19 protein-coding genes are annotated in these 20,351 nt (G+C 48.3%); 12 read left to right on the plus strand and 7 right to left on the minus strand.

Features of this window, described 5'->3' with window-relative positions:
• The first annotated feature begins 47 nt into the window (after positions 1 to 47).
• The 10 genes from G8759_RS19510 to hslU all read left to right on the plus strand — a co-directional run bounded on the left by G8759_RS19510 (position 48) and on the right by hslU (position 9,376).
• Positions 48 to 905: a transketolase gene (locus tag G8759_RS19510; RefSeq protein ID WP_167211110.1), complete on the plus strand. Its 858-nt coding sequence runs from the start codon at positions 48 to 50 to the stop codon at positions 903 to 905.
• A 105-nt stretch (positions 906 to 1,010) separates the two neighbouring features.
• Positions 1,011 to 1,925: a transketolase family protein gene (locus G8759_RS19515; protein WP_167211113.1), complete on the plus strand. Its 915-nt coding sequence runs from the start codon at positions 1,011 to 1,013 to the stop codon at positions 1,923 to 1,925.
• Positions 1,926 to 1,993: 68 nt separating this feature from the next.
• On the plus strand, positions 1,994 to 3,331 hold the full coding sequence (locus G8759_RS19520; protein ID WP_167211116.1) for an aminotransferase class III-fold pyridoxal phosphate-dependent enzyme: 1,338 nt from the start codon (positions 1,994 to 1,996) through the stop codon (positions 3,329 to 3,331).
• A gap of 75 nt (positions 3,332 to 3,406) precedes the next feature.
• On the plus strand, positions 3,407 to 4,213 hold the full coding sequence (locus G8759_RS19525) for an SDR family oxidoreductase (protein WP_167211118.1): 807 nt from the start codon (positions 3,407 to 3,409) through the stop codon (positions 4,211 to 4,213).
• 73 nt (positions 4,214 to 4,286) lie between these two features.
• The gene (locus tag G8759_RS19530; RefSeq protein ID WP_167211121.1) at positions 4,287 to 4,838 is read left to right on the plus strand and encodes a KdsC family phosphatase; all 552 of its coding nucleotides are present in this window, start codon (positions 4,287 to 4,289) and stop codon (positions 4,836 to 4,838) included.
• On the plus strand, positions 4,819 to 5,724 hold the full coding sequence (locus G8759_RS19535; RefSeq protein ID WP_167211124.1) for an N-acetylneuraminate synthase family protein: 906 nt from the start codon (positions 4,819 to 4,821) through the stop codon (positions 5,722 to 5,724). The genes G8759_RS19530 and G8759_RS19535 overlap by 20 nt, the downstream gene beginning before the upstream one ends.
• Positions 5,725 to 5,920: 196 nt before the next feature.
• A complete protein-coding gene (locus G8759_RS19540; protein ID WP_167211127.1) occupies positions 5,921 to 6,832 on the plus strand; it encodes a sterol desaturase family protein in 912 nt (303 codons plus the stop codon).
• Between the two features lie 2 nt (positions 6,833 to 6,834).
• Positions 6,835 to 7,209 (plus strand): DMT family transporter, encoded by a 375-nt coding sequence (locus G8759_RS19545; RefSeq protein WP_167211130.1) that lies wholly within the window; start codon positions 6,835 to 6,837, stop codon positions 7,207 to 7,209.
• Positions 7,210 to 7,245: 36 nt separating this feature from the next.
• A complete protein-coding gene (locus tag G8759_RS19550) occupies positions 7,246 to 7,890 on the plus strand; it encodes an alpha/beta hydrolase (protein ID WP_167211133.1) in 645 nt (214 codons plus the stop codon).
• A gap of 103 nt (positions 7,891 to 7,993) precedes the next feature.
• Positions 7,994 to 9,376: an ATP-dependent protease ATPase subunit HslU gene (gene hslU / locus G8759_RS19555; RefSeq protein ID WP_167211136.1), complete on the plus strand. Its 1,383-nt coding sequence runs from the start codon at positions 7,994 to 7,996 to the stop codon at positions 9,374 to 9,376.
• Between the two features lie 60 nt (positions 9,377 to 9,436).
• Here hslU and G8759_RS19560 read toward each other — a convergent pair whose 3' ends face one another.
• The 6 genes from G8759_RS19560 to G8759_RS19585 all read right to left on the minus strand — a co-directional run bounded on the left by G8759_RS19560 (position 9,437) and on the right by G8759_RS19585 (position 16,964).
• Positions 9,437 to 9,853: a hypothetical protein gene (locus tag G8759_RS19560; RefSeq protein WP_317166701.1), complete on the minus strand. Its 417-nt coding sequence runs from the start codon at positions 9,851 to 9,853 to the stop codon at positions 9,437 to 9,439.
• Complete coding sequence (locus G8759_RS19565; RefSeq protein WP_167211139.1) at positions 9,850 to 11,112, minus strand: MFS transporter; 1,263 nt, start codon at positions 11,110 to 11,112, stop codon at positions 9,850 to 9,852. The genes G8759_RS19560 and G8759_RS19565 overlap by 4 nt, the downstream gene beginning before the upstream one ends.
• A gap of 90 nt (positions 11,113 to 11,202) precedes the next feature.
• A complete protein-coding gene (locus G8759_RS19570; protein ID WP_232073879.1) occupies positions 11,203 to 11,700 on the minus strand; it encodes a YybH family protein in 498 nt (165 codons plus the stop codon).
• Between the two features lie 137 nt (positions 11,701 to 11,837).
• On the minus strand, positions 11,838 to 12,689 hold the full coding sequence (locus tag G8759_RS19575; protein WP_167219125.1) for a sugar phosphate isomerase/epimerase family protein: 852 nt from the start codon (positions 12,687 to 12,689) through the stop codon (positions 11,838 to 11,840).
• Positions 12,690 to 12,824: 135 nt separating this feature from the next.
• Entirely contained in the window at positions 12,825 to 16,010 is a 3,186-nt protein-coding gene (locus G8759_RS19580) for a PVC-type heme-binding CxxCH protein (protein ID WP_167211142.1), read from the minus strand.
• A 54-nt stretch (positions 16,011 to 16,064) separates the two neighbouring features.
• Entirely contained in the window at positions 16,065 to 16,964 is a 900-nt protein-coding gene (locus G8759_RS19585; protein WP_167211145.1) for a ThuA domain-containing protein, read from the minus strand.
• Between the two features lie 248 nt (positions 16,965 to 17,212).
• On the opposite strand from G8759_RS19585, the gene G8759_RS19590 reads away from it, so the two are divergent.
• Positions 17,213 to 17,932, plus strand: coding sequence for a YqjF family protein (locus tag G8759_RS19590; RefSeq protein WP_167211149.1), 720 nt, complete (start codon positions 17,213 to 17,215; stop codon positions 17,930 to 17,932).
• A 46-nt stretch (positions 17,933 to 17,978) separates the two neighbouring features.
• A complete protein-coding gene (locus G8759_RS19595) occupies positions 17,979 to 19,022 on the plus strand; it encodes a dienelactone hydrolase family protein (RefSeq protein ID WP_167211152.1) in 1,044 nt (347 codons plus the stop codon).
• Positions 19,023 to 19,069: 47 nt separating this feature from the next.
• Here the strand turns inward: G8759_RS19595 and G8759_RS19600 are convergent, their stop codons facing one another.
• Positions 19,070 to 20,260: an FAD-dependent oxidoreductase gene (locus G8759_RS19600; protein WP_167211155.1), complete on the minus strand. Its 1,191-nt coding sequence runs from the start codon at positions 20,258 to 20,260 to the stop codon at positions 19,070 to 19,072.
• Between the last annotated feature and the right edge of the window lie 91 nt (positions 20,261 to 20,351).

Raw genomic sequence — 20,351 nt, forward strand, 5'->3', positions numbered from 1 at the left:
TTAGGAACCAAAAACAGAACGCCGTAAACCATAAACCCAAGTAATACATGAATAATGAACAGTTAACTGATCTACAAAAAATAGCCCTGAATGTTCGGGAACACATCATTCGAATGTCTACGGATGGAGGGTGCTTTACCGGCGCGTCACTCTCGGCGACGGATCTGGTCGTTTACCTCTACAAGCAGTTTCTGAACATAACGAAAGAAACACTGAATGATCCAGGTCGCGATTACCTGTTTTTGTCGAAAGGCCATGATGTACCCGCCCTTTACGGCACCTTCGTCGAACTGGGATGGCTCCCCGTCGAACGGCTCAACAATCATTTATCGACGCGGGATTCCATTTACTGGCACCCAAATGTGAAAGTCCCCGGTATTGAATTTCATTCCGGATCATTGGGTCATTTGCCATCAGTAGCCTTGGGCGTCGCCCTGGATTGCAAAATAACCGGATCACCCAATAAGGTCGTCTGTATTCTGGGCGACGGCGAATTAAACGAAGGCTCCGTCTGGGAAGCCGTTCTGGTAGCCAATGCCTATAAGCTTGATAATCTGCTCTTTGTAGTCGATCGAAACTTCTTTCAGGCCAATATGCCTACGGAAGAACTCATTCCGCTGGAACCGCTGGTCGATAAATTTTCGGCCTTTGGGGCTGCGGTCAAACGGATAGATGGGCACGACTTTACAGCGTTAGATGATGCGCTATCCATATTTCCATTCCAGTCCGGGAAGCTCAATGTGCTCATTGCCGATACGCGCAGGGGCAAAGGCTTGCCGAGTATTGAGGCCCGTGCCGATCGCTGGTTCTGCAATTTTACCCACGATGAGGTAGGCGCTCTGCTCGCTGAACTCCACGGCGAACATACGGCTACACTGGAATCTGAAACGCTTGTTGTGCGCTAAAAGAAAGGAATATTGGCGGTATGAGCTGGCGATAGAATCAGGGGACCGAGCCCTTCGATCAAGCCGTTTACAGCCTATCGTATACACCTTAGAGCAACTAAAAAAATGACTTACGAGGAATTACTTACCCAAACTGCTCTTGCCGATGAACGGGTTGTCGTTATGACCGCTGAAAACCGGGCACTGGTGCGGAATATGCCCCAAAATCTTGGCAATCGCTTTGTCGACACCGGCATTACGGAACAGACCATGATTGGTGCAGCTGCGGGACTGGCGCTACGGGGCCGAACTCCCGTTGTTCATGCCCTGGCGGCTTTCCTGTCGATGCGGGCTTATGAATTTATCCGTACGGACGTCGGAATAGGCAATCTACCCGTCAAACTGAGCAGCTTTATTCCGGGGTTTTTGTCGGACGGTAATGGACCTACGCACCAGGCGGTTGAAGATATTGCTCTGATGCGGGGTATTCCGAACATGCAGGTCTTTTGCCCGGCTGACGAACAGGATCTACTCCAGATGCTACCCTCGATCTGGGCGTCGAAATCGCCTTCCTACGTGCGGATCTCAACCCGACCAGCCACCTATCAACACAAACAACCTTTCGAAATTGGGTGCGCCGAAGTGGTGTCGAGGGGTTCTGATGTAACGATTCTCGTTTACGGTATGCTCTTCGAACAGGCATTGATTGCCGCCAATTTTCTACGTCATGATGGGTACTCGGTTGGTCTGGTGAATATGCGCAGTCTGAAACCGGTTGACGAAGCGGTCATTCTGGAGATTTGTGCCAGTTCGGATCTGGTCGTGACCGTTGAGGATCATTTTCTTACCGGCGGGCTGTACAGTATCGTGGCAGAAACACTTCTTAAATACCGCAAAACGGCCCATGTTCACCCCTTTGCCCTCAAAGGAAAATGGTATAAACCGGGCCGCCTGAATGAAGTTCTGGAGCATGAAGGATTTACCGGGGCGCAACTAGCCCGGGCTATTATCGAGCATCTGGTAGAAAATCTAGCCGACTGACTGAGAATGTTGCCAGGCGATCCAGGATTCGTTCGCTTAGCCATTCATTCTGTATAACTCATCATCTCATGAATAGTATCCGATTTAACGAAACCTTTCCTGACATTACGGTGTCGGATCAGTATTACGAACGGGCATTGGCCGTTCAGAAGCCCATCACCCAGACGCTTGCCAAAGGACCAGGGCAGTTTACGAAAGGGATTGCCCCGAAATACCTTGATCGTGGCAAAGGCGCACACGTTTGGGATGTCGATGGCAACGAATACCTTGATTTCAACGCAGCAATTGGGCCGGTTTCGCTGGGTTATTGCTATCCGGTTGTCGATGAGGCTATTCGACAGCAGCTCAGCAAAGGAATCACTTTCTCGCTGATGCATCCGCTCGAAGTTGAACTCTCGGAGCTGATTCAGGAAGTTATACCGAATGCTGAAGCGGTAAAAATCAGTAAGACCGGTGCCGATGTCTGCTCGGCCGCTATTCGTGTGGCCCGGGCGTTTACGGGTCGCGAAAAAGTCTTCTGCTGTGGCTATCATGGCTGGCACGACTGGTACATCGCCGTTACGAGCCGGAATGCGGGCATTCCGGATGCGATTCAGGATATGACCTATACGTTTGAATACAACGACATCGACAGCATCAAAGCTGCGCTTGACGAAACCGTTGCTGCGCTGATTCTGGAACCGTTCATCTTCGAAGCGCCTAAACCCGGATTTCTGGAAGAACTGGCTGAGGTATGCCGCCAAAACGGAACTCTGTTGATCTTCGACGAAATGTGGACTGGTTTTCGGATTGCGATCGGTGGTGCACAGGAGTATTTCAATGTCAAACCCGACCTGGCGGTTTATTCCAAAGCCTGCGCGAATGGCATGCCTATCGCCCTCCTGACCGGCCGCGCTGATGTGATGGAACTCTTTAACAGCGAGGTATTTAGCTACACAACCTTCGGCGGAGAAGCACTCTCCCTCGCAGCCTGCATCGCTACAATCAACGAACTGCGCGATAAACAGGTACCGGCTTATCTCGACGAAAAAGGCGGCTTACTGAAAGATGGCTATAACCAGCTGGCTGCTGAACTAGGCCTGTCGCACATCACCAGGTGCATTGGCTATAACTGCCGATCGATGGTTACGTTCGAGCCAGCTGCAGGCAATGGACTGGAACTCAAAACCCTGATGCAGCAGGAAATGATCAAGCGGGGCATCTTGTGGGCGGGTTTTCACAATATGTGTTTCAGTCACTCCGATGAGGATATTGCCTATACGCTTTCGGCCTACAGGGATGTGCTGCCGATTATGAAGGAAGCGATCGAAAGTGGTAACGTTAAATCGTATCTGCACGGTGAAGTGCTCGAAGCAGTATTCCGCAAAACGAGTAATTACAACATCAAACCGAAAATAACAGCCTGAAAATAATCACAGTACCTTGTACAACAAGACATTAGCACTGAAGCCTGTAAGCAAAAAATCGAAAACTTTTTTACTGTGGTTGAAAAATATTCACTTACCGATCGGGTGGCGATTGTGACCGGGGCACTTGGGCTGATCGGACGCAACCACTGCCAGGCGCTGGCGGAAGCTGGAGCCAAGGTCGTTGTGGCCGACCTGAACGAAGAAGCGGCTAAGTCATTCGCTTCTGATTTGGGCGATACTCATTTTGGCATCGGACTCGATGTAACCGATGAAGCGACAGTCAAACAAGTCCGCGACCGGATTCTGGAACGTTATGGCCGAATTGATGTACTGGTCAACAATGCAGCCTTAAACGAAGCTGTCGAAAATCCGGCCATGGCACTGGAATTAACGGCATTCGAAAACTTTCCGGTGGCCCAGTTTCGGGCATCGCTGGAAGTAAATGTAACGGGCGTTTTCCTCTGCGCCCAGGTATTCGGGAGTGTGATGGCCCAACAAGGTAAAGGCAGTATTATCAACGTAGCCTCTACCTATGGGCTTGTGGGTCCCGACCAGCGCATTTACCGCAACGAAGCAGGCGAACAGACTTTTTATAAAACAGCGGCTTACCCGGCCACCAAGGGTGCCGTAGTCAATTTTACCCGGTTTCTGGCTGCCTACTGGGGGCAGAAAGGCGTTCGGGTCAATACGCTCTCGCCGGGCGGTGTAGAAAACGGCCAGAGCGAGTATTTCATATCGAATTACTCCGCTAAAACTGTACTGGGTCGAATGGCCCAACCCGATGAGTATCAGGGGGCTGTTGTTTTTCTGGCCAGCGATGCGTCGGCTTACATGTCGGGGGCCAATCTGGTAGTCGATGGTGGCTGGACGGCTATTTAATGAACTGGTTTATGGAAGTCGGTTGATAATACGTCTGCTCCCGATAACTATAAACCATAAACCGTAAAACAATTTGAATCAGGAATTAATCGAAAAAGCAGCTCGCATAAAACTCCTGTTGACGGACTGCGATGGCGTTCTGACCGATGCAGGCGTTTATTACGGCGAAAACGGCGAAATGTTGAAGAAATTTAACATGCGGGATGGTATGGCCGTTGAGCGACTACGGAAACTGGTGGGTGTTGAGACGGGAATTATAACCGGCGAATCATCGCCATCAGTTGTGTCACGGGCGGCCAAATTAAAGATTACAGAGTTGCACCTTGGCAGTAAGGATAAGCTGTCTTTACTGGCCGAGATCCTGGAACGCAAGGGTTTAGATGCGTCGGAGATAGCGTTCATCGGCGACGACGTCAACGATCTGGAGATCCAGAAAGCCGTAGGATTTTCGGCTTGCCCCGCCGACGCGACCCGATATAACAAATCCATTTCAGATTACTGCTGCGATGCGAAAGGTGGCGAAGGCTGCTTCCGCGAACTGGCTGAGCTGATTATTGACGCCAAACATATTGTATCCGTTCAACTTGCATCAACCATACAACCCAATGAGAACCATTACACTTAACACTGGCCGAAAAATTGGCCAGGGACAACCCAGTTATGTTATTGCCGAAATTGGCATTAACCACAACGGCTCACTCGAACTGGCAAAAAAATTGATCGATGAAGCCGTCGCTGCCAAAGCCGATGCGGTGAAGTTCCAGAAACGGACGCCCGAAGTATGCGTTCCCCGCGATCAGTGGAACGTCATGCGCGACACGCCCTGGGGTCGAATGACCTACATCGACTACAAGCGCAAAACTGAATTTGGCAAGCTGGAATATACGGCCATCGATCAGTACTGTCACGAACAGGGCATTGACTGGTTTGCTTCGGCCTGGGATGTAGAGTCCGTCGATTTTCTGGAAGCCTTCGATCCCTGTCTGTACAAATTGGCCTCTGCCTCCCTGACCGATCTGGCGCTAATCGAAAAAATTCTGCATACGGGTCGCCCACTCATGCTCTCGACGGGCATGTCGACCATGGCTGAAATCGAAGAAGCGATTTCACTCGTTGAAGAATACGATACCGACTACCCGCTTCTGGTTGCTCATTCGACCTCGGCTTACCCCTGCAAACCCGAAGAATTAAATCTACGGATGGTCCCAACCCTCCAGGCTGCATACCCAACTATTCCGATTGGTTATTCGGGACATGAAACAGGCCTTTCGACAACGGTTGCCGCGGTTACGCTGGGAGCAACCTTCGTGGAGCGCCATTTCACCCTCGACCGGGCTATGTGGGGTTCTGACCATGCCGCTTCGGTTGAACCACAGGGATTACAGCGGCTGGTCCGCGACATTCGCGATGTCGAAACCGCCCTCGGCGATGGAGTAAAAAAAGTATATGAAACTGAACTAGGGCCGATGAAGCGGCTACGGTTAAATATTAATTCCGCTTTTTCGGTTTAATTGCCCTAGGACTTTTGCTTCGAGCCGTGTCACGGTAACTAATCGTGTATCTAGTAACCGTGACACGGCTCGAAGCAAAAGTCTTATGCCGGTGGAACATTATTTTAGAACGATACGGTTTGTATGATACAATTGATGAATCATACACTTTGGCGACACCAGCTACCGTATCACCCTCAAACACTTGTTAAACATTATGCCGCAGGCAGAATTATTACGAATCACGACCGCTATTCTGGTGGTCTGGATCGTCGGCATTCTTATCTGGGAACGGGTTGCACCCTACCGCAAGGGGCTTCCGCTGTTTCGTGAAGGATTCTGGGTTGACCTGGTCTGGTATACCCTTATTCAGAGTTACTTTCTCAAGATCCTGATTTTTGATTACATTATTGCTCCACTGCAAACGCACTTCGACTGGTCAGACTGGCAATTTGTCAGGCACTGGCCAGTTTGGGTACAGGTGTTCTTTTTTCTGTTTACCCACGACCTGTACATTTACCTTTTTCATCGCTTTCAACACGCAAACAAGTGGCTCTGGCGTACACATGAAGCCCATCACTCCAATAAGGAGGTCGATTTTCTGGCTGGATCGCGTTCCCATGTTGTCGAGATCATCATCAACCAGACCATCGAGTTTGCGCCCATTATTCTGCTCGGTGCCGATCCGGCCGTAATTCCGATCAAAGCGTTGCTGGATGCTATGTTCGGGATGTTTATCCATGCCAATATTCGGGTTAAGCTAGGGCCATTAAAGTATATCTTTAATAGTCCGCACCTTCATTTGTGGCATCATGCTAATTATCAGGAAGTTTTCCATGCTAACTTTGGCACGAAGTTTTCGTTTTTCGACTATCTGCTTGGCACGGCCTACGATCCTGAACATACGCCAGGCAATCTTCCGGAAAACTGGGGCTTATATTATGATTACCCGAAAGACTATTTTTTGCAGCACGCTTTTTCAGTGAAACGGTTTGACGAACGAAAGCTCTTGACCAATAAATGGTTTACACGCTATTACATGCTTCGCCCCAACCTGCTGCGTTTCATGAAGAAACGGCTCAACCGACAAACGAATCCCTCGCCATTAGAAACTGAAAACGTAAACTGATTGTGCAAGCCTGGTTGTTTCTGTTCATCGCAGCTTCCTTTGAAACTGCCTGGACCTATTCCGTTAAATATATGACGTTCGATCTGTTGAAAACGCTCCGCTGGAATACGTTTTACACCCCGAATGTCGGTTTGCCAATTCTGCTTCCGTTTGTTGGCTATGTTGTATTTGGGATAGCCAATATCTATTTTTTCTCACAGGCCATTAAACAGATTCCAACACCAACCGCCTTTGCGGTCTGGACTGCTATGGCCCTGGCATTGATCAAAGCCGTCGATGTGTTTATTTTCAAAACCAACTGGTCCCTGACCGAACTGTTTTTTCTGACACTTATTGGCGTTGGCATTATCGGTTTACGGGTTTACTCGGCGGGATGATCCTTTTTTGTATTACTTATTTTCTATGCACAAGGGTTGAATATCTATTTCATTAGTGGGCTGGGCGCTGACAAGCGTATTTTTCAAAAATTAGTACTACCTGACTATTACCAATTCATTTATTTGGACTGGCTACCTGTTATGCCCAGTGATACTTTGGAAAGTTATGCTTTTCGAATGGCACAACTGATTGATACATCAGTACCGTTTTATGTAATTGGTGTCTCATTTGGTGGTATGATTGCGACTGAAATAGCAAAAAAACTGAAGCCACTGAAAACAATTATCATTTCAAGTATAGGTCTTTCTGCAGGCTTGCCCTGGTATTGGCGCTTTTTTGGCAAGCTCTCACTCGATCGATTTATTCCTGTGACCATTTTTGCCTTACCTATAGCACCTACTTACTGGCTTTTTGGAGCAAAAGACGCTGCGACGAAGCTTCTTTTAAAGCAAATACTTCTTGATACCGATAAAGTCTTCATGAAATGGGCAATTCGAGCAATTTTAACCTGGGATAATCAACGCATACCTACTTCTGTCATCCATATTCATGGTACACATGACAAAATCCTACCAATTCGGTTCACAACGCCTGACCTCATTGTTATGCAAGGTGGTCATTTGATGGTTTATAGCCACAGTAATGAGGTATCGCATTTAGTAGGTTTATTGCTAATTTGACAGAATACGAGTCCGGGTTTAACCAAAAATCCCCTTCCCTTTCGCACATTTTCATTTTTCCTGTGTTTCTTTGACGGGGTGCAGAAGGCATCCCGTTTTATCAATGACTCAATTACTCAAAGACCTTACCCCTCGGCAGATTGTTGCCGAATTGGATCAATACATCATCGGCCAGAACGATGCCAAACGCAACGTAGCGATTGCCCTTCGTAACCGCTGGCGCCGGATGAACAGTACGGCCGATATGCAGCGTGAAATTACGCCTAACAATATTCTGATGATCGGCGCAACGGGCGTTGGGAAAACCGAAATTGCCCGAAGACTCGCAAAAATTGCTGATGCGCCCTTTATAAAAGTCGAAGCTTCGAAGTTTACCGAAGTTGGTTATGTCGGTCGTGATGTCGAAAGCATGGTGCGCGATCTGGTCGAACAGTCGGTTAATATGGTGCGGGCGGCAAAAAAAGAGGCCGTTCAGGTTCGGGCCCAGCAACTCGTTGAAGATGCCATTCTCGACATTCTGATTCCGCCCGTAAAATCGGCGAATGGCCAACTGGGTTTTGAGACTGATGTCAAAGATCCCGATGCCGAGCTGAATGAACGAACCCGTGAGCGGTTCCGCGAGAAGATACGCTCCGGCGAAATGGACGACCGTAAGATTGATATCGATGTCCAGCAAAGTCAGACGCCGAACATCGGCATCATGGGCGGTGCCGTTGATGACCTGTCGATGATGAACATTCAGGAAATGATTGGGGGCATGTTGCCCAAACGCGGCAAAAAACGCAAAGTCACTATCGCTGAAGCCCGAACGATTCTACTTGAAGAAGAAGCGGCTAAGCTGATCGATATGGACGAAGTAAAGGAAGAAGCGATCCGTAAAGCAGAAGATGCCGGTATAATTTTCATCGACGAAATCGATAAGGTAGCTTCTTCCCGTTCGGGTAATGGTGGTGGCCCCGATGTAAGTCGTGAGGGTGTTCAGCGTGATCTGTTGCCCATCGTTGAGGGCAGCGCGGTCAATACCAAGTATGGTGTTATCCATACCGATCACATTCTGTTCATTGCTGCCGGCGCCTTCCATGTTACCAAACCCAGCGATCTGATTCCGGAGCTACAGGGCCGTTTCCCGATCCGGGTCGAGCTGCAAAGCCTGTCGGAGAATGATTTTTACCAGATTTTAAAAGAACCAAAAAATGCGTTGACCAAGCAATATGTGGCGATGTTGGCTGCCGAAGGGGTAGAACTGAGTTTTCAGGACGATGCCCTGCGCGAAATGGCTCATATTGCTTTCGAAGTCAATGCCGAGGTTGAAAACATTGGTGCCCGACGACTACAGACCGTTCTGAGCCATCTTATGAACGATTTCATGTTTGATATTCCGGACGTTATCGGAGCCAATGCGCACGTAGTGGTTACGAAAGAGCTGGTCAATGAAAAACTCGACGGCTTAGTGCAAAACCGCGATTTAAGCCAATTTATTTTGTAAGCTATAAACGTGGTCGGAAGATCGAGACGGCCAGGCTGTACGAAAACCTGCATCCGGGCTTTAGCGATCTTTCGACCACAAAGTAAGTGTCTGAATCACCTGGTCAACGGCCCGATCTGTGTCAGATCGTTTACGGTCGGGTGGGTCAAATCGATTGAAAGGACGAAGCTCCAGAACAAACGTTTCGTCAACGGTTTCGTCGTCAATGGGCGTGTATAGCTTATAACCCACAACGTTAATTGGGATCAGTCCATGCTGGCTCTTGAAACGGGTCAATATAAAACTTACGAATCGTTCTACCTTTTCAATCATTATTCCATCCGCAGGCACAAACCGGACTTCAGCCCGATTTCGATCGACAATCGTCTGCTCGTCGGGGCGAAAATGTCCTTCGCAACTCGAGAATGTACGCACAACTCCCGTTGCATTCAAAGCCTCGACCAACGGCCGGATGTGGGGTTCGAGGTCAGTGATCATGGCTCTCCGTCGATTAGCGCCATTTCGTCAGCCTCATCAATCGGGTGACGACCTGGCTTTTGTCGTTGGCGCCAGAGCCATCCCAGGTAGAAAACAGCAATCATGGCAAGTCCCCCTGACACCGCAAAGGATGAATCGATACCTGCTTCTCCAGTGATGTGATTGAGCAGCCAGCCCGATGCCAGTGCGCCAATTCCTATGCCTGCTTCGAGCGCAATATACATGGTCGCCATGGCCCGGCCCCGCGTCGCTTCATTGCTCAGATCAGCCGTCCACGCCTGTATGGTCGGTGAATTCATTCCCCACGACATACCATAGAATATAGCTGCTGTCCAGAACCAACTGGGCGCATTGCGATCCGATGGGTCGGTCAGAATAAGTAGTACCATCGAAAAGGCAAGTACCGCAGTTGAGATAAACAAAACCGGTAATCGTCCGTAGCGATCCGATGATTTACTGAACAGCAACCGGACAGCCAGTGATGCAATGGTGTAAACGGTAAAAAACAATCCCTTATTGGCGATCCCAAGCGATGCGCTGACTGTGCCAATTACGGTTAAAATCACCCCCGACGAAAATGACTGAAGCAGGAGAACCAAAAACGGTGGAAGGGCTTGTTTATCAAACAGTTCTTCTCGTTTCAGGCGTAATAAACCAAACCGGAACGGCTGCCGGTTGACCAGTGTTTCAGGCATCTGGAGCAGAATGCCTATCGATAACAACGCAAAAGCCGATGAAGTCCAGAACATGACATTCATGGAATAGTCGTCGGCTAACCAACTGCCAATAGCAGGCCCCAGCGACATGCCCATTGCTGTGAATAGGCCGAGCATACCCATTGCTTCGCCCCGCCGGGTGGCTGGAACTACATCGGCAACATAGGCCGATGTAGCGGTCGGTTTGGTTCCAGTCGAAAAACCATGAATGAGTCGGAGGGTCAGAAACCCCCATACGGTTAGGAGATAAGGATACAAAAACCCGCATAAAAAGCAGACGATCGACCCAAATGCCATAACGGGTACTCGCCCGACAGTATCGGTGATTTTTCCACTAAATGGCCGTGAAACACCTGCGGTAAGCGTAAACAGGGCGATAATGAGCCCCACGTATTCCCGCCCGCCCAGCTTCGTCAGGTAGTCGGGAAGCTCAGGAATCATCATCGAAAAACTTGCCGAAAACAGGAAGTTACTGACACACAGCAACCAAAACGAGAGCGTGTAAAGAGAGGGGCCGCGTGAGGTTGAGCGAAAGAGAGACAAGTTTGTACTGGTAGTTTGTGGCTGCAAAGTTAGCCCGTTCTCCTGAACAACGAACGGCAAACAGCCTGACAACTCCACAAACTACCGACTTTATTTTAGCTCTGGCGTTGTATTGCCTCCATCAAGTACAAATCGCCACTGTCCATTACGCTGACGTTTCCACACGGTTACATAAACACCATGTTGCTCGTTACGCTTCCCGGTTTCGTTTTTACTCGTCAGCATCCACTGGCCAAACGTATACCCTAACTCGCCCGACTGAGCCGCATCAGTTTTAAGCACCTGCCAGGTCAATACTGAGCCATTTGCAGGTATTCGGCTCATTTGCGCCCGGAGGGAATCAAAACCAACCGTTGGAGCTGCCCCCTCATTCATCCGGATGACATCGTTTGCGGCATAAGTTATAAAAGCTTTCGACATGCCTTGTTTTTCTGACATAATGCTGAAATTCTGATCTGTTTCCCGAATTTCGTCAATGGCTTTCTGACGGATGGCCGCGGCTGGGTTCATGGATCGTGGACTATCGACCCGGGTGCGACATGAACACGCCAGACTGATAACCAGCAGAATAAATACCGAATACTTCATTACGGAGGGGTGAATGGAAAACGTTACGGGTACAAAAATGAGCCAAATTCTGTCTGTCTCTCATGTAGCTCACTTTTACAAACAAAAATCGCGGGTTTTCACCCGCGTTGTACAATAGCCAAGATTATTGGGTTCAATCATCTAGCGTATTTGGCCTGCATCTTTTTAATGAAGTTGAGGCCATTTTCGGCAATATCCCACGGATCATTATACTCCCGCCAGACATTGATTGAATTGGCAAAATCTACATCATTGCGGGTAAAAGCTTCAATTGTCATCCAGCCGGTATAGTTCAGTTCAGCCAGTGTCCGGAACGTATCGTCCCAGGGAATATGTCCATCACCCGGCGTTCCCCGGTCATTTTCGCTGATGTGAACATGGGCCAAAACAGGTGCAATCGTACGGATGGCATCCGGGAAACGCTTCTCTTCCATATTGGCATGATGGGTATCAAACATAGCCTGTACATTCGGGTGGTCGGTTCGGCGAATTAAATCCAGCAATTGTTCCATCGTATTACAGAGGTAACATTCGAAGCGATTTAACGCTTCGGGTGTCAATACGATATTGGCCTGTTTGGCATATTCGCCAGCCGCATGAAGAACTTCTGCGCTATATGCGTACTCCTCTGGTTGTGGCTCACGTCGGCTGAATGTCGCAAATGCCGAGTGCATTGGGCCACAAATGATTGTTGCACCCATCGCATGAGCCCGGTCAATGGCTCCTTTCAGAAAATCCAATGCCTGTTCGCGAATTCTGGCAGATTCACTGGCTGGATTTTCATCAGGTCCAACAACCATAACAGTGGTACTTTGCAATCCAAGCTGCTGTAAATGATTACCAAACTGGCGATAGGCAGAAATATCCTGATTGTCGATAAAACATTCGATTCCGTCGTAGCCAATGGCTTTTAGTCGCTCAGCAATTGGATTCATTTTCTCGGAAATAGGTGCCGACCAGGCCAATAAATTGAATCCAATTGGTGACATCGTTACTGTTGACATAGAAGAAAAAAGAAGATTTTTAAGGCTGATCGTTTTTAGAAGGTATAAATTCGTGTACTACCAATCCTTCAAAGCAATGGTAATGGAGTCCTTTGTTGTCTCCATTACCATTGTTTTTACTTACTTTTCCATTGGATGATCTTTCAATAATTGCTGGGGAGCGTAAAAATCCTTTTTAGCCTCAGTAGCGGCCCGGACTTTAGCAACCTTTTCTGGAAGTACGGCCGGAGCGTTATTTCCAAATGAATTCCTGACGTAGGTAAGCACAGCAGCTATTTCCTTGTCTTTGAGCAAACCACCGAATGGTGTCATTGGCACTTGACCCGGATATGATTTACCACTTACATCGATAGGGCCCATCAGGCCTTTCAACGCAATCTTGATCAAACGATCTTCATTGCCCATTACCCAGTTCGTACCGGTAAGGGGTGGGAATCCGGAAGCTGTAAGTCCCTTACCATCGGGTTGATGGCAGGTGGCACAAAACCCTTCTTTGGCATAAATTTCTTTACCCAAATTAAACAGGGCAAGCTCATCACCCTTCAGCGTTGATTTGGTGGCGACTTCCTTCTCTTTCTTAACATTGACCCCGTTCAGGTGAGCAACGGCTGTTTCGTGCGCGTGAATCATCCAGTCATCCAGCGGTTTTTTGGTCGCTTCGGCCAATATGGGCAACCCTTTTTCTTTCCCGATCCAGGAGGCTGCCACAATAGCAGCTAACCGAACCCGGCTGTTGTCGTCCCGAACAGCCTGCATTAATAAATCGGCCTGATCGGCAACCTGATGACCGGTATAGCGCACAACCTGAACAGCAGCCGCTCTGGCATGGTAGTCTTTTGCTTTTAGTGCCTGCCGTAATAGCTTCTGATCTACTTTATTCATACCCCAACTTACCCATAACCCTTCCAGCAGGTGATGTTCGTACCTCGGGTCATTTTTATCCAGTCCGGCGACCCATGTATTCAGTCTTGTCAATACCTGGTTCACATCCCGTCCACGAAGTTCGCGCCGTGTCCGGTATCTAGTCCGGTATTCGGGCAGTTTGAGGTTATCCAGGAGCACGTCAATACTGGCACCATCAATACTGGCTGGTTTAACCAACGGTCTCGACGGATAGGTAATCCGGTATATACGACCGTGTGAATGGTCGCGCAGGGGATCACGGGCGTTATGCTGCATGTGGCCGATCAGGATGTTATGCCAGTCGATCACGTACAGTGAACCATCGGGGGCAAATTCCAAATCGACCGGTCTGAAGTTCCGGTCTTCACTAACAACAAGATCAGCTCTGTGGTGGCTTTTGTAGCCGGTGCCATCATCGGTTAAGGTATGTTCTTTCGTTCCCAGAAAACCAATGGTATTGTTGATCAGAAAATCGCCCTGAATTTCAGCGGGAAAATGCCGACTGGAAACAAATTCAAGGCCAGAAGTTGGGCGTACACGATGAGCCTCTTCCACCAGTTGAACCGACTTGTGCGTCGCTTCACCATAGCGGGGCAATACACTGCCGGGCATCATCCAGCGCACATCCGGACTGGATGTTTCCGCGAAGAAGGGTTGCCCCCAATCATCAAAGGCAATACCCCAGGGATTCGGAATCGACAGTTGTGCGGTGCGTTCCAGTTTATGGAGTTGTGGGCTGTATCGGTAAAATCCGCCGTTGGTAGCGCGAACCGGACCGTATGAGGTTTCTACGTTCGTATGTAAAAATACACCCTCGCCCGAATAAATGGCGCCCGACGGATCGACGGTAAATGCATGACTGTTGTGGTGTGTATCATGATCGTCATAGCCACTCAATAAAATCTCCTTCTTGTCGGCCTTGCCATCCCCATCGACATCCGTTAACAACTTCAGATTGGGACCCTGCGATACATAGACGCCTTCTTTCGCTATTTCAAAACCAAGCGGCAGGTGGAGGCCATCGGCAAAAACTGTTTGCTTGTCGGCCTTGCCATCGTTGTTGGTATCTTCGAAGATCAGAATTTTGTCATTTGGCTTGGCATCTCCGGGCTTGTAGTGCGGATAACTGGGCATTGCCGCTACCCATAACCGGCCTTTGTTATCAAACGACATCTGCATCGGCTTCGCTAAATCCGGAAATTCTTCCTCAGAAGCAAAAAGCTCGATCTTATACCCTTGGGGCACTTTTAGTTTGCTCAGGGCATCTTTCCCATAGAGGTACTGGAGGCTACCGTTTTTCTCCGGATTGAAATTGGTTTTTACTGACGGCAGCTGCTTGGTTTTCTTATCGGCAGCGGCAACATCCATTTTTTCTCCTTTAGTCGCTGCCAGCCAAACGGCCGTATCCCGAATGGCCGTCATCTCGCGAATTTTATCAATTTCAGCCGGGTAATTGTCCGGACCGAACGGATTATAACGGCGACCATACACGTGTACACCATTTGGAATTTTGTAATCATTATGCCACATCCAGTTCTTTTCCAGAACGGCATCATGAACCAGTGCCCGGTTGGCTTCGGCTTTAGCCGCTGTCTTGCCAAAAACCTCATCGGTGAGTAAAACTGCCAATTTCTTATAGCCAGCCTCGTTTAGCTGTGAGCCATCGATGGTCAGGGGCTCTGCACTGGTGTCATACCACTGCTGAGAAGGCGTGAAGGCATCCACAAAAAGGACTTGATCTCCACCCTGATTATTCTGGTCGACAATTTCCTTCATCGCCTTCGAATACAACGACAGATTTTCGTTTTCCTTTTTACCGTTCGGGAGGTCATAGGTTGCGGATAAATCCTCAAACGCGATGGGAGAAACGATGGCCAGCTTCGGAGCGGCTGTTCCGTTGTATTTTTGCTTGAGTGTCCACTTGATAAAGGCATCCAGTTCGGCCTTGTAGTTAGCCAGTCCTTCTTTTCCCTGAAAGGATTCATTGTAGCCAAAAAATGCGACGATCACATCCGCCTTCAGCCGGGTCAACCATTCGTCAGGCGACTCGAATGTACCCTGACTATCGGATGGATTCGCGTACTCCGTTTGAAACCGTTCGGCTCCGGGGAATGCCCAGGGCGAGAACCGGCTCGAACGGGGTCTGAATCCGGGTGTATCGCCGGGATCACACATGTTCCGAATGTAGAGCATCTGATCAGGATAGCGAACCTGCATTTCAGTCTCAAAATGACCGTAGTTCATCATCCGTGATCCCAGATTATTACCAATCAACATAATACGTGTTCCTTTTTCGAGGGGTATTGATGCTGATCTATTGGCCTGAAAAGCGCTAAACGCAATTAATAATAGTCCAGATATGCTTAGCAATCCGATGATGCTATTTTTCCTGGTTCTTGCCATTTTAGGTATAATATTGATGTCTGAATTTTAAGTGAAAGGGTAATCGCAAACGACTTATGATTTTTTAGGATGCCCGTACGGTACGTCGATGTCAATTTTACCTTTCCACTTAGGCACAGGTTTCCCCAACTCCCAGTGTATGGCATTGATGACTAAACGCTGAAACGACTCCACCCGAAAATCTTCCGGATGGCCTAACGTAGTCATGAATGCCTTTCCACCCCACTGGTTTTTCCATGTCCAGGCCACAGGGTTGTCGATAGCTTCCTTATCAGGGTTAACCGATTTTCCCATTAACAGCGGAACTGCACCCTTGGCCGGATAATCAGGCAGGACACGATAAAGCCAGGATGCGGCATGAAAAGCGGGTTCGACACCAGTCAGAATCGGGTTCTTTGCGGCTTCGGGAATAATTGTAACATCGGTAGTACTCTTATGACCATAATGCGTATGCTTGGCTACTCCACCCCAGCCAGGAGGAGCCCCGAATGCAAACTCGCCAAATGCATTCCAGCGTTTCCGTTCATCACCATCGGGATAATTGAAGGCATGGGTCGTAGTTCGGAAGCCCATCACCGGCTTTCCCGATTTTAGATAATCATCAATGTACTGAAGTTGCTCCTGAGGCAATTGACGCCAGCGAAGGAAAAAAACTGCCAGATCGGCTTCCTTGAGTGCCTCAAGCCCCGGAATATCTTTTTCGCTGTTGTAATCAGGATAAGCCTCCAGGATTTTCGTTCGCATACCATAGTTTTTCTCCAGCTCATCCGCAATGTACGGCAGAGTGAGTTCACCACTATACTCATGATCGCCCGTAACAAATACGATATACGGTTTTTCTGCTTTAGTTCTGATTGAAGGGTGGCAGTTAGCAAGAGTCGCAGACAAGCTTAAAGGGCTTAGTGCCAGCAAACTGGCAGCATTTTGCAAAAAAGTTCGGCGGTTAGTTTTCATTTAGGCAGTTCGTGTAGTAAATCAATCTTCCTATTTAAGGCAGTTAAGCGCCGAAATTACTTATTAATTCAATCTTAATCCAAAAATAGTTACGTAAATCGACTAAGTATCTTATTAACAGCCTTTACTTTCAAACCGACACGGAAGATTTCCTATTGTCTGTAGTAGTACAGTATATTGGTGCAGAATTAAGAAAATGAGTCTTTCTCTATAAGCATCACCAGCCTCTCAAATTACTGTTTTTTAGAATGGCAACTACCTTTTTGACCTCCGAGTGGCGAAACCTAATTTTCGCCAATTATGCGCTGGACCGACAGGTGTTAGAGCCAATGGTACCGTATGGTACAGAACTCGATGATTTTAATGGTGTCTATTACGGTAGTCTGGTCGGGTTTTACTTTGAGCAGGTCAAATTGTTTGGAAAAGTAGCGGTGCCCTTTCATCGCGAGTTCGAAGAGTTTAATCTACGGTTTTATGTCCGACGCAAAACACAAACCGGCTGGAAACGGGGTGTCGTTTTTGTTAAAGAGCTTGTTCCTAAATTTGCCATCTCTTTTGTTGCCAATACGTTATACGGTGAGCCTTATGCTACCCATCCCATGCGCCATCGCTGGGAAGTAGACGAACGAACCCAACATATTACCTACGAATTTAAAGTCGGCTCTTCGTGGAATCATATCCGGGTGGGTGCTGACCGTAACGGTCATCCATTGACGCTCGATAGTGAGGAAGCATTTATTACGGAGCATTACTGGGGCTACACGCGTCGTGGCGCAAAACGAACGTCGGAATATGAAGTCGTGCACCCGCCGTGGAACATCTATCCGGTAACCAGTCACGATATCCGCTGCGATGTAGCAAACCTGTACGGGCCGCTGTTTTCCCCATTTTTTGAGCAACCACCCCATTCGGTATTTCTGGCCGACGGATCAGCCGTAATCATAAAATCAGGCTCGGCAATTGAGTAACTTTTTCGCACGATCCTGTTTTCTGACTAGTCTTAAAATAACGGATATGCTCAAGAAATGGTGGTTACAGTTGGGAGTTGTTCTCCTTTTGGCATTCTATAAATCTGAATTTCGGACAAATCTGTCAAACGCAGCACCAACGCACATCCTAACGGCCAGCAAAAATCCCCCTAAACCATTGATTACCAATAAAAAGGAGCAGCTAAAAAAGCTGTACCAGCTGCTCGGAAAACTACCCGACAGAAACAGACCAATCTCCGTTACGCTCCTATCTACGCAGGAAACGGATGAATTGATTATTGAAAAACTTCTCCTGGATATCAATGGCCAGGAGCTGGTACCTGCCTATTTTACGAAGCCCAGAAACCACACCGGCAAACTCCCCATCGTGTTATTTAACCACTCCCATTTCGGTCAGTATGAAGTGGGCAAGGAAGAATTTGTACGCGGCAGGCCCGAGATGCAGCAACCACCTTTTGCCCTGGCGCTGGGTCGGGCGGGTTACGCGGGTTTGTGTCTGGATAGCTGGTGTTTTGGCGAGCGGCAAAACCGCAAGGAATTAGATACCTTCAAAGAAATGCTCTGGCATGGTCAGGTGCTGTGGGGCATGATGGTTTACGATAACCTGCGGGCTCTCGACTACCTGCAAACCAGACCGGATGTAGATACCAAACGAATAGCGACAATGGGCATGTCTATGGGCAGCACCATGGCCTGGTGGCTGGCCGCTCTTGACGAACGGATCAAGGTGTGTGTCGATTTGTGTTGCCTTACCGATTATCAGGCACTTCTGGATGCGAAAGGACTCGGTTTACACGGAATCTACTATTACGTACCTGACTTACTGACCCATTTTACAACGTCGGATATTAATGGGCTTATTTCCCCCCGCCCTCATTTTAGTTTAGCGGGGCGATTTGATGCGTTAACCCCGTTGCCGGGCCTTGAAAAAATTGACCGTTCACTCAAGGTAATTTATCAACAGGACGGTGCGCCCGATGCCTGGCAATTGCGAATTTACGATGTGGGTCATCAGGAGACAGCAGCGATGAGGACCGATATAATGGCCTTTTATAAAAAATGGTTGTGAGCCGTAAAAAGGCCTGATAACCAATAAGCAGGCCTTTGGAATTATGTTCATGTTATTTTACTTTCCCAATCGACCTTGTACGAATAAACCCAGTCCATTTTTTTTGCCTCCATTTTAACAAAAAAAGGCAAAAGTAGATCCCGAAAAAACCGTTGGAAAGCATTAGGAACCGTCTTACTATCGCCTACTTTTCGGGCTTGTCTGATCATCGTTTGAACCCGTTCCTGACGCAGTGATTGAAATCGATTAAAAGCTTCAGTCAGTGACGGCAAATCCCGAATACATTTGGCCAGCACGACCGTATCTTCCAGCGCCAGCGAAGCGCCCTGCCCAATATGTGGAGCGGTAGCATGGGCAGCATCCCCAATCAGGCAGACCCTTCCTTTATGCCACTGGGGTAAAAAGGGTATATCATAAACCGGATAAATTTCAATGGATTGAGCGGCCTGTATGATATCAGCAATGGGGTACGGATCGTGTTTGTGCAAAGCCAGCAGTTTCTCTTTTAAAGCTGCCTGTTCAAGTTGGCTAAGTTCGCTTTGGGAGGGTTCGTCAGGCTGGGAAATGTTATTGAACCACCATACCTCGCCCTTATTGGAAAGGGCATAAGCGAAGAAACTGCGTTGCCCGAACGTCATCCGGATTGAACCGGCCAGATTACTTAAACCTGGAATCATGGTAAACCCACCAGTCGATAAAAGCCCCGTATACGTGGGTTTAATGGCATCCTGAAAAAGGCAGCTCCGGGTAGCCGAGTGAATGCCATCGCAACCAATCAGCAAATTACCCTCCGCCTGCGAACCATCCTCGAAAAAAGCCGTCACCGTATTTTCATGTCCTTGCGAAAGGGAGATTAGCCGTTTACCAAACTTAATTGTAATTCCTGCCTGTTCGGCAGCTTTCCGCAACGCACCATTGAGCAAACCGCGTTTTAACTGAACGGTTTCGCTACCATATAAATCCTTCTGGTGAGCGTTATCGATCAGGCCAATGGGTTTGTTCTGAGCATTAAAAAAACTGATTTTCCCCGGTGTGTAATCGGTCAATATCTCCTGAAGTGGCAGAAAATCGTTAATCACGTTCAAGCCATTTGGCGATATACCCAGAAAAGCCCCTTTAGTATCATTGGGCATGGGTTGGGCTTCATAAATAGTGGCGTCAATACCAACTCGTTTCAAAGCGAGTGCCATGACTGGGCCAGCAATCCCACAACCGATGATGATTGCCTTGTTATTCATACTGTTCTATTGGTTTATGTTGAAAACTTGCAGTGATCCGGTCGATCACGATTCGTGGATCAAAAGTAGACGACCTTGCGGGGAGGGTGTT

Source organism: Spirosoma aureum (assembly GCF_011604685.1).
GTDB classification, from domain to species: Bacteria; Bacteroidota; Bacteroidia; order Cytophagales; family Spirosomataceae; genus Spirosoma; species Spirosoma aureum.

Bases quoted from the DNA above. Each gene is read 5' to 3' on its own strand.
- G8759_RS19510 (WP_167211110.1), top strand. From the start codon at position 48: ATGAATAATGAACAGTTAACTGATCTACAAAAAATAGCCCTGAATGTT.
- G8759_RS19515 (WP_167211113.1), top strand. From the start codon at position 1,011: ATGACTTACGAGGAATTACTTACCCAAACTGCTCTTGCCGATGAACGG.
- G8759_RS19520 (WP_167211116.1), top strand. From the start codon at position 1,994: ATGAATAGTATCCGATTTAACGAAACCTTTCCTGACATTACGGTGTCG.
- G8759_RS19535 (WP_167211124.1), top strand. From the start codon at position 4,819: ATGAGAACCATTACACTTAACACTGGCCGAAAAATTGGCCAGGGACAA.
- G8759_RS19540 (WP_167211127.1), top strand. From the start codon at position 5,921: ATGCCGCAGGCAGAATTATTACGAATCACGACCGCTATTCTGGTGGTC.
- hslU (WP_167211136.1), top strand. From the start codon at position 7,994: ATGACTCAATTACTCAAAGACCTTACCCCTCGGCAGATTGTTGCCGAA.
- G8759_RS19560 (WP_317166701.1), bottom strand. From the start codon at position 9,853: ATGATCACTGACCTCGAACCCCACATCCGGCCGTTGGTCGAGGCTTTG.
- G8759_RS19570 (WP_232073879.1), bottom strand. From the start codon at position 11,700: ATGAAGTATTCGGTATTTATTCTGCTGGTTATCAGTCTGGCGTGTTCA.
- G8759_RS19575 (WP_167219125.1), bottom strand. From the start codon at position 12,689: ATGTCACCAATTGGATTCAATTTATTGGCCTGGTCGGCACCTATTTCC.
- G8759_RS19580 (WP_167211142.1), bottom strand. From the start codon at position 16,010: ATGGCAAGAACCAGGAAAAATAGCATCATCGGATTGCTAAGCATATCT.
- G8759_RS19585 (WP_167211145.1), bottom strand. From the start codon at position 16,964: ATGAAAACTAACCGCCGAACTTTTTTGCAAAATGCTGCCAGTTTGCTG.
- G8759_RS19590 (WP_167211149.1), top strand. From the start codon at position 17,213: ATGGCAACTACCTTTTTGACCTCCGAGTGGCGAAACCTAATTTTCGCC.
- G8759_RS19595 (WP_167211152.1), top strand. From the start codon at position 17,979: ATGCTCAAGAAATGGTGGTTACAGTTGGGAGTTGTTCTCCTTTTGGCA.
- G8759_RS19600 (WP_167211155.1), bottom strand. From the start codon at position 20,260: ATGAATAACAAGGCAATCATCATCGGTTGTGGGATTGCTGGCCCAGTC.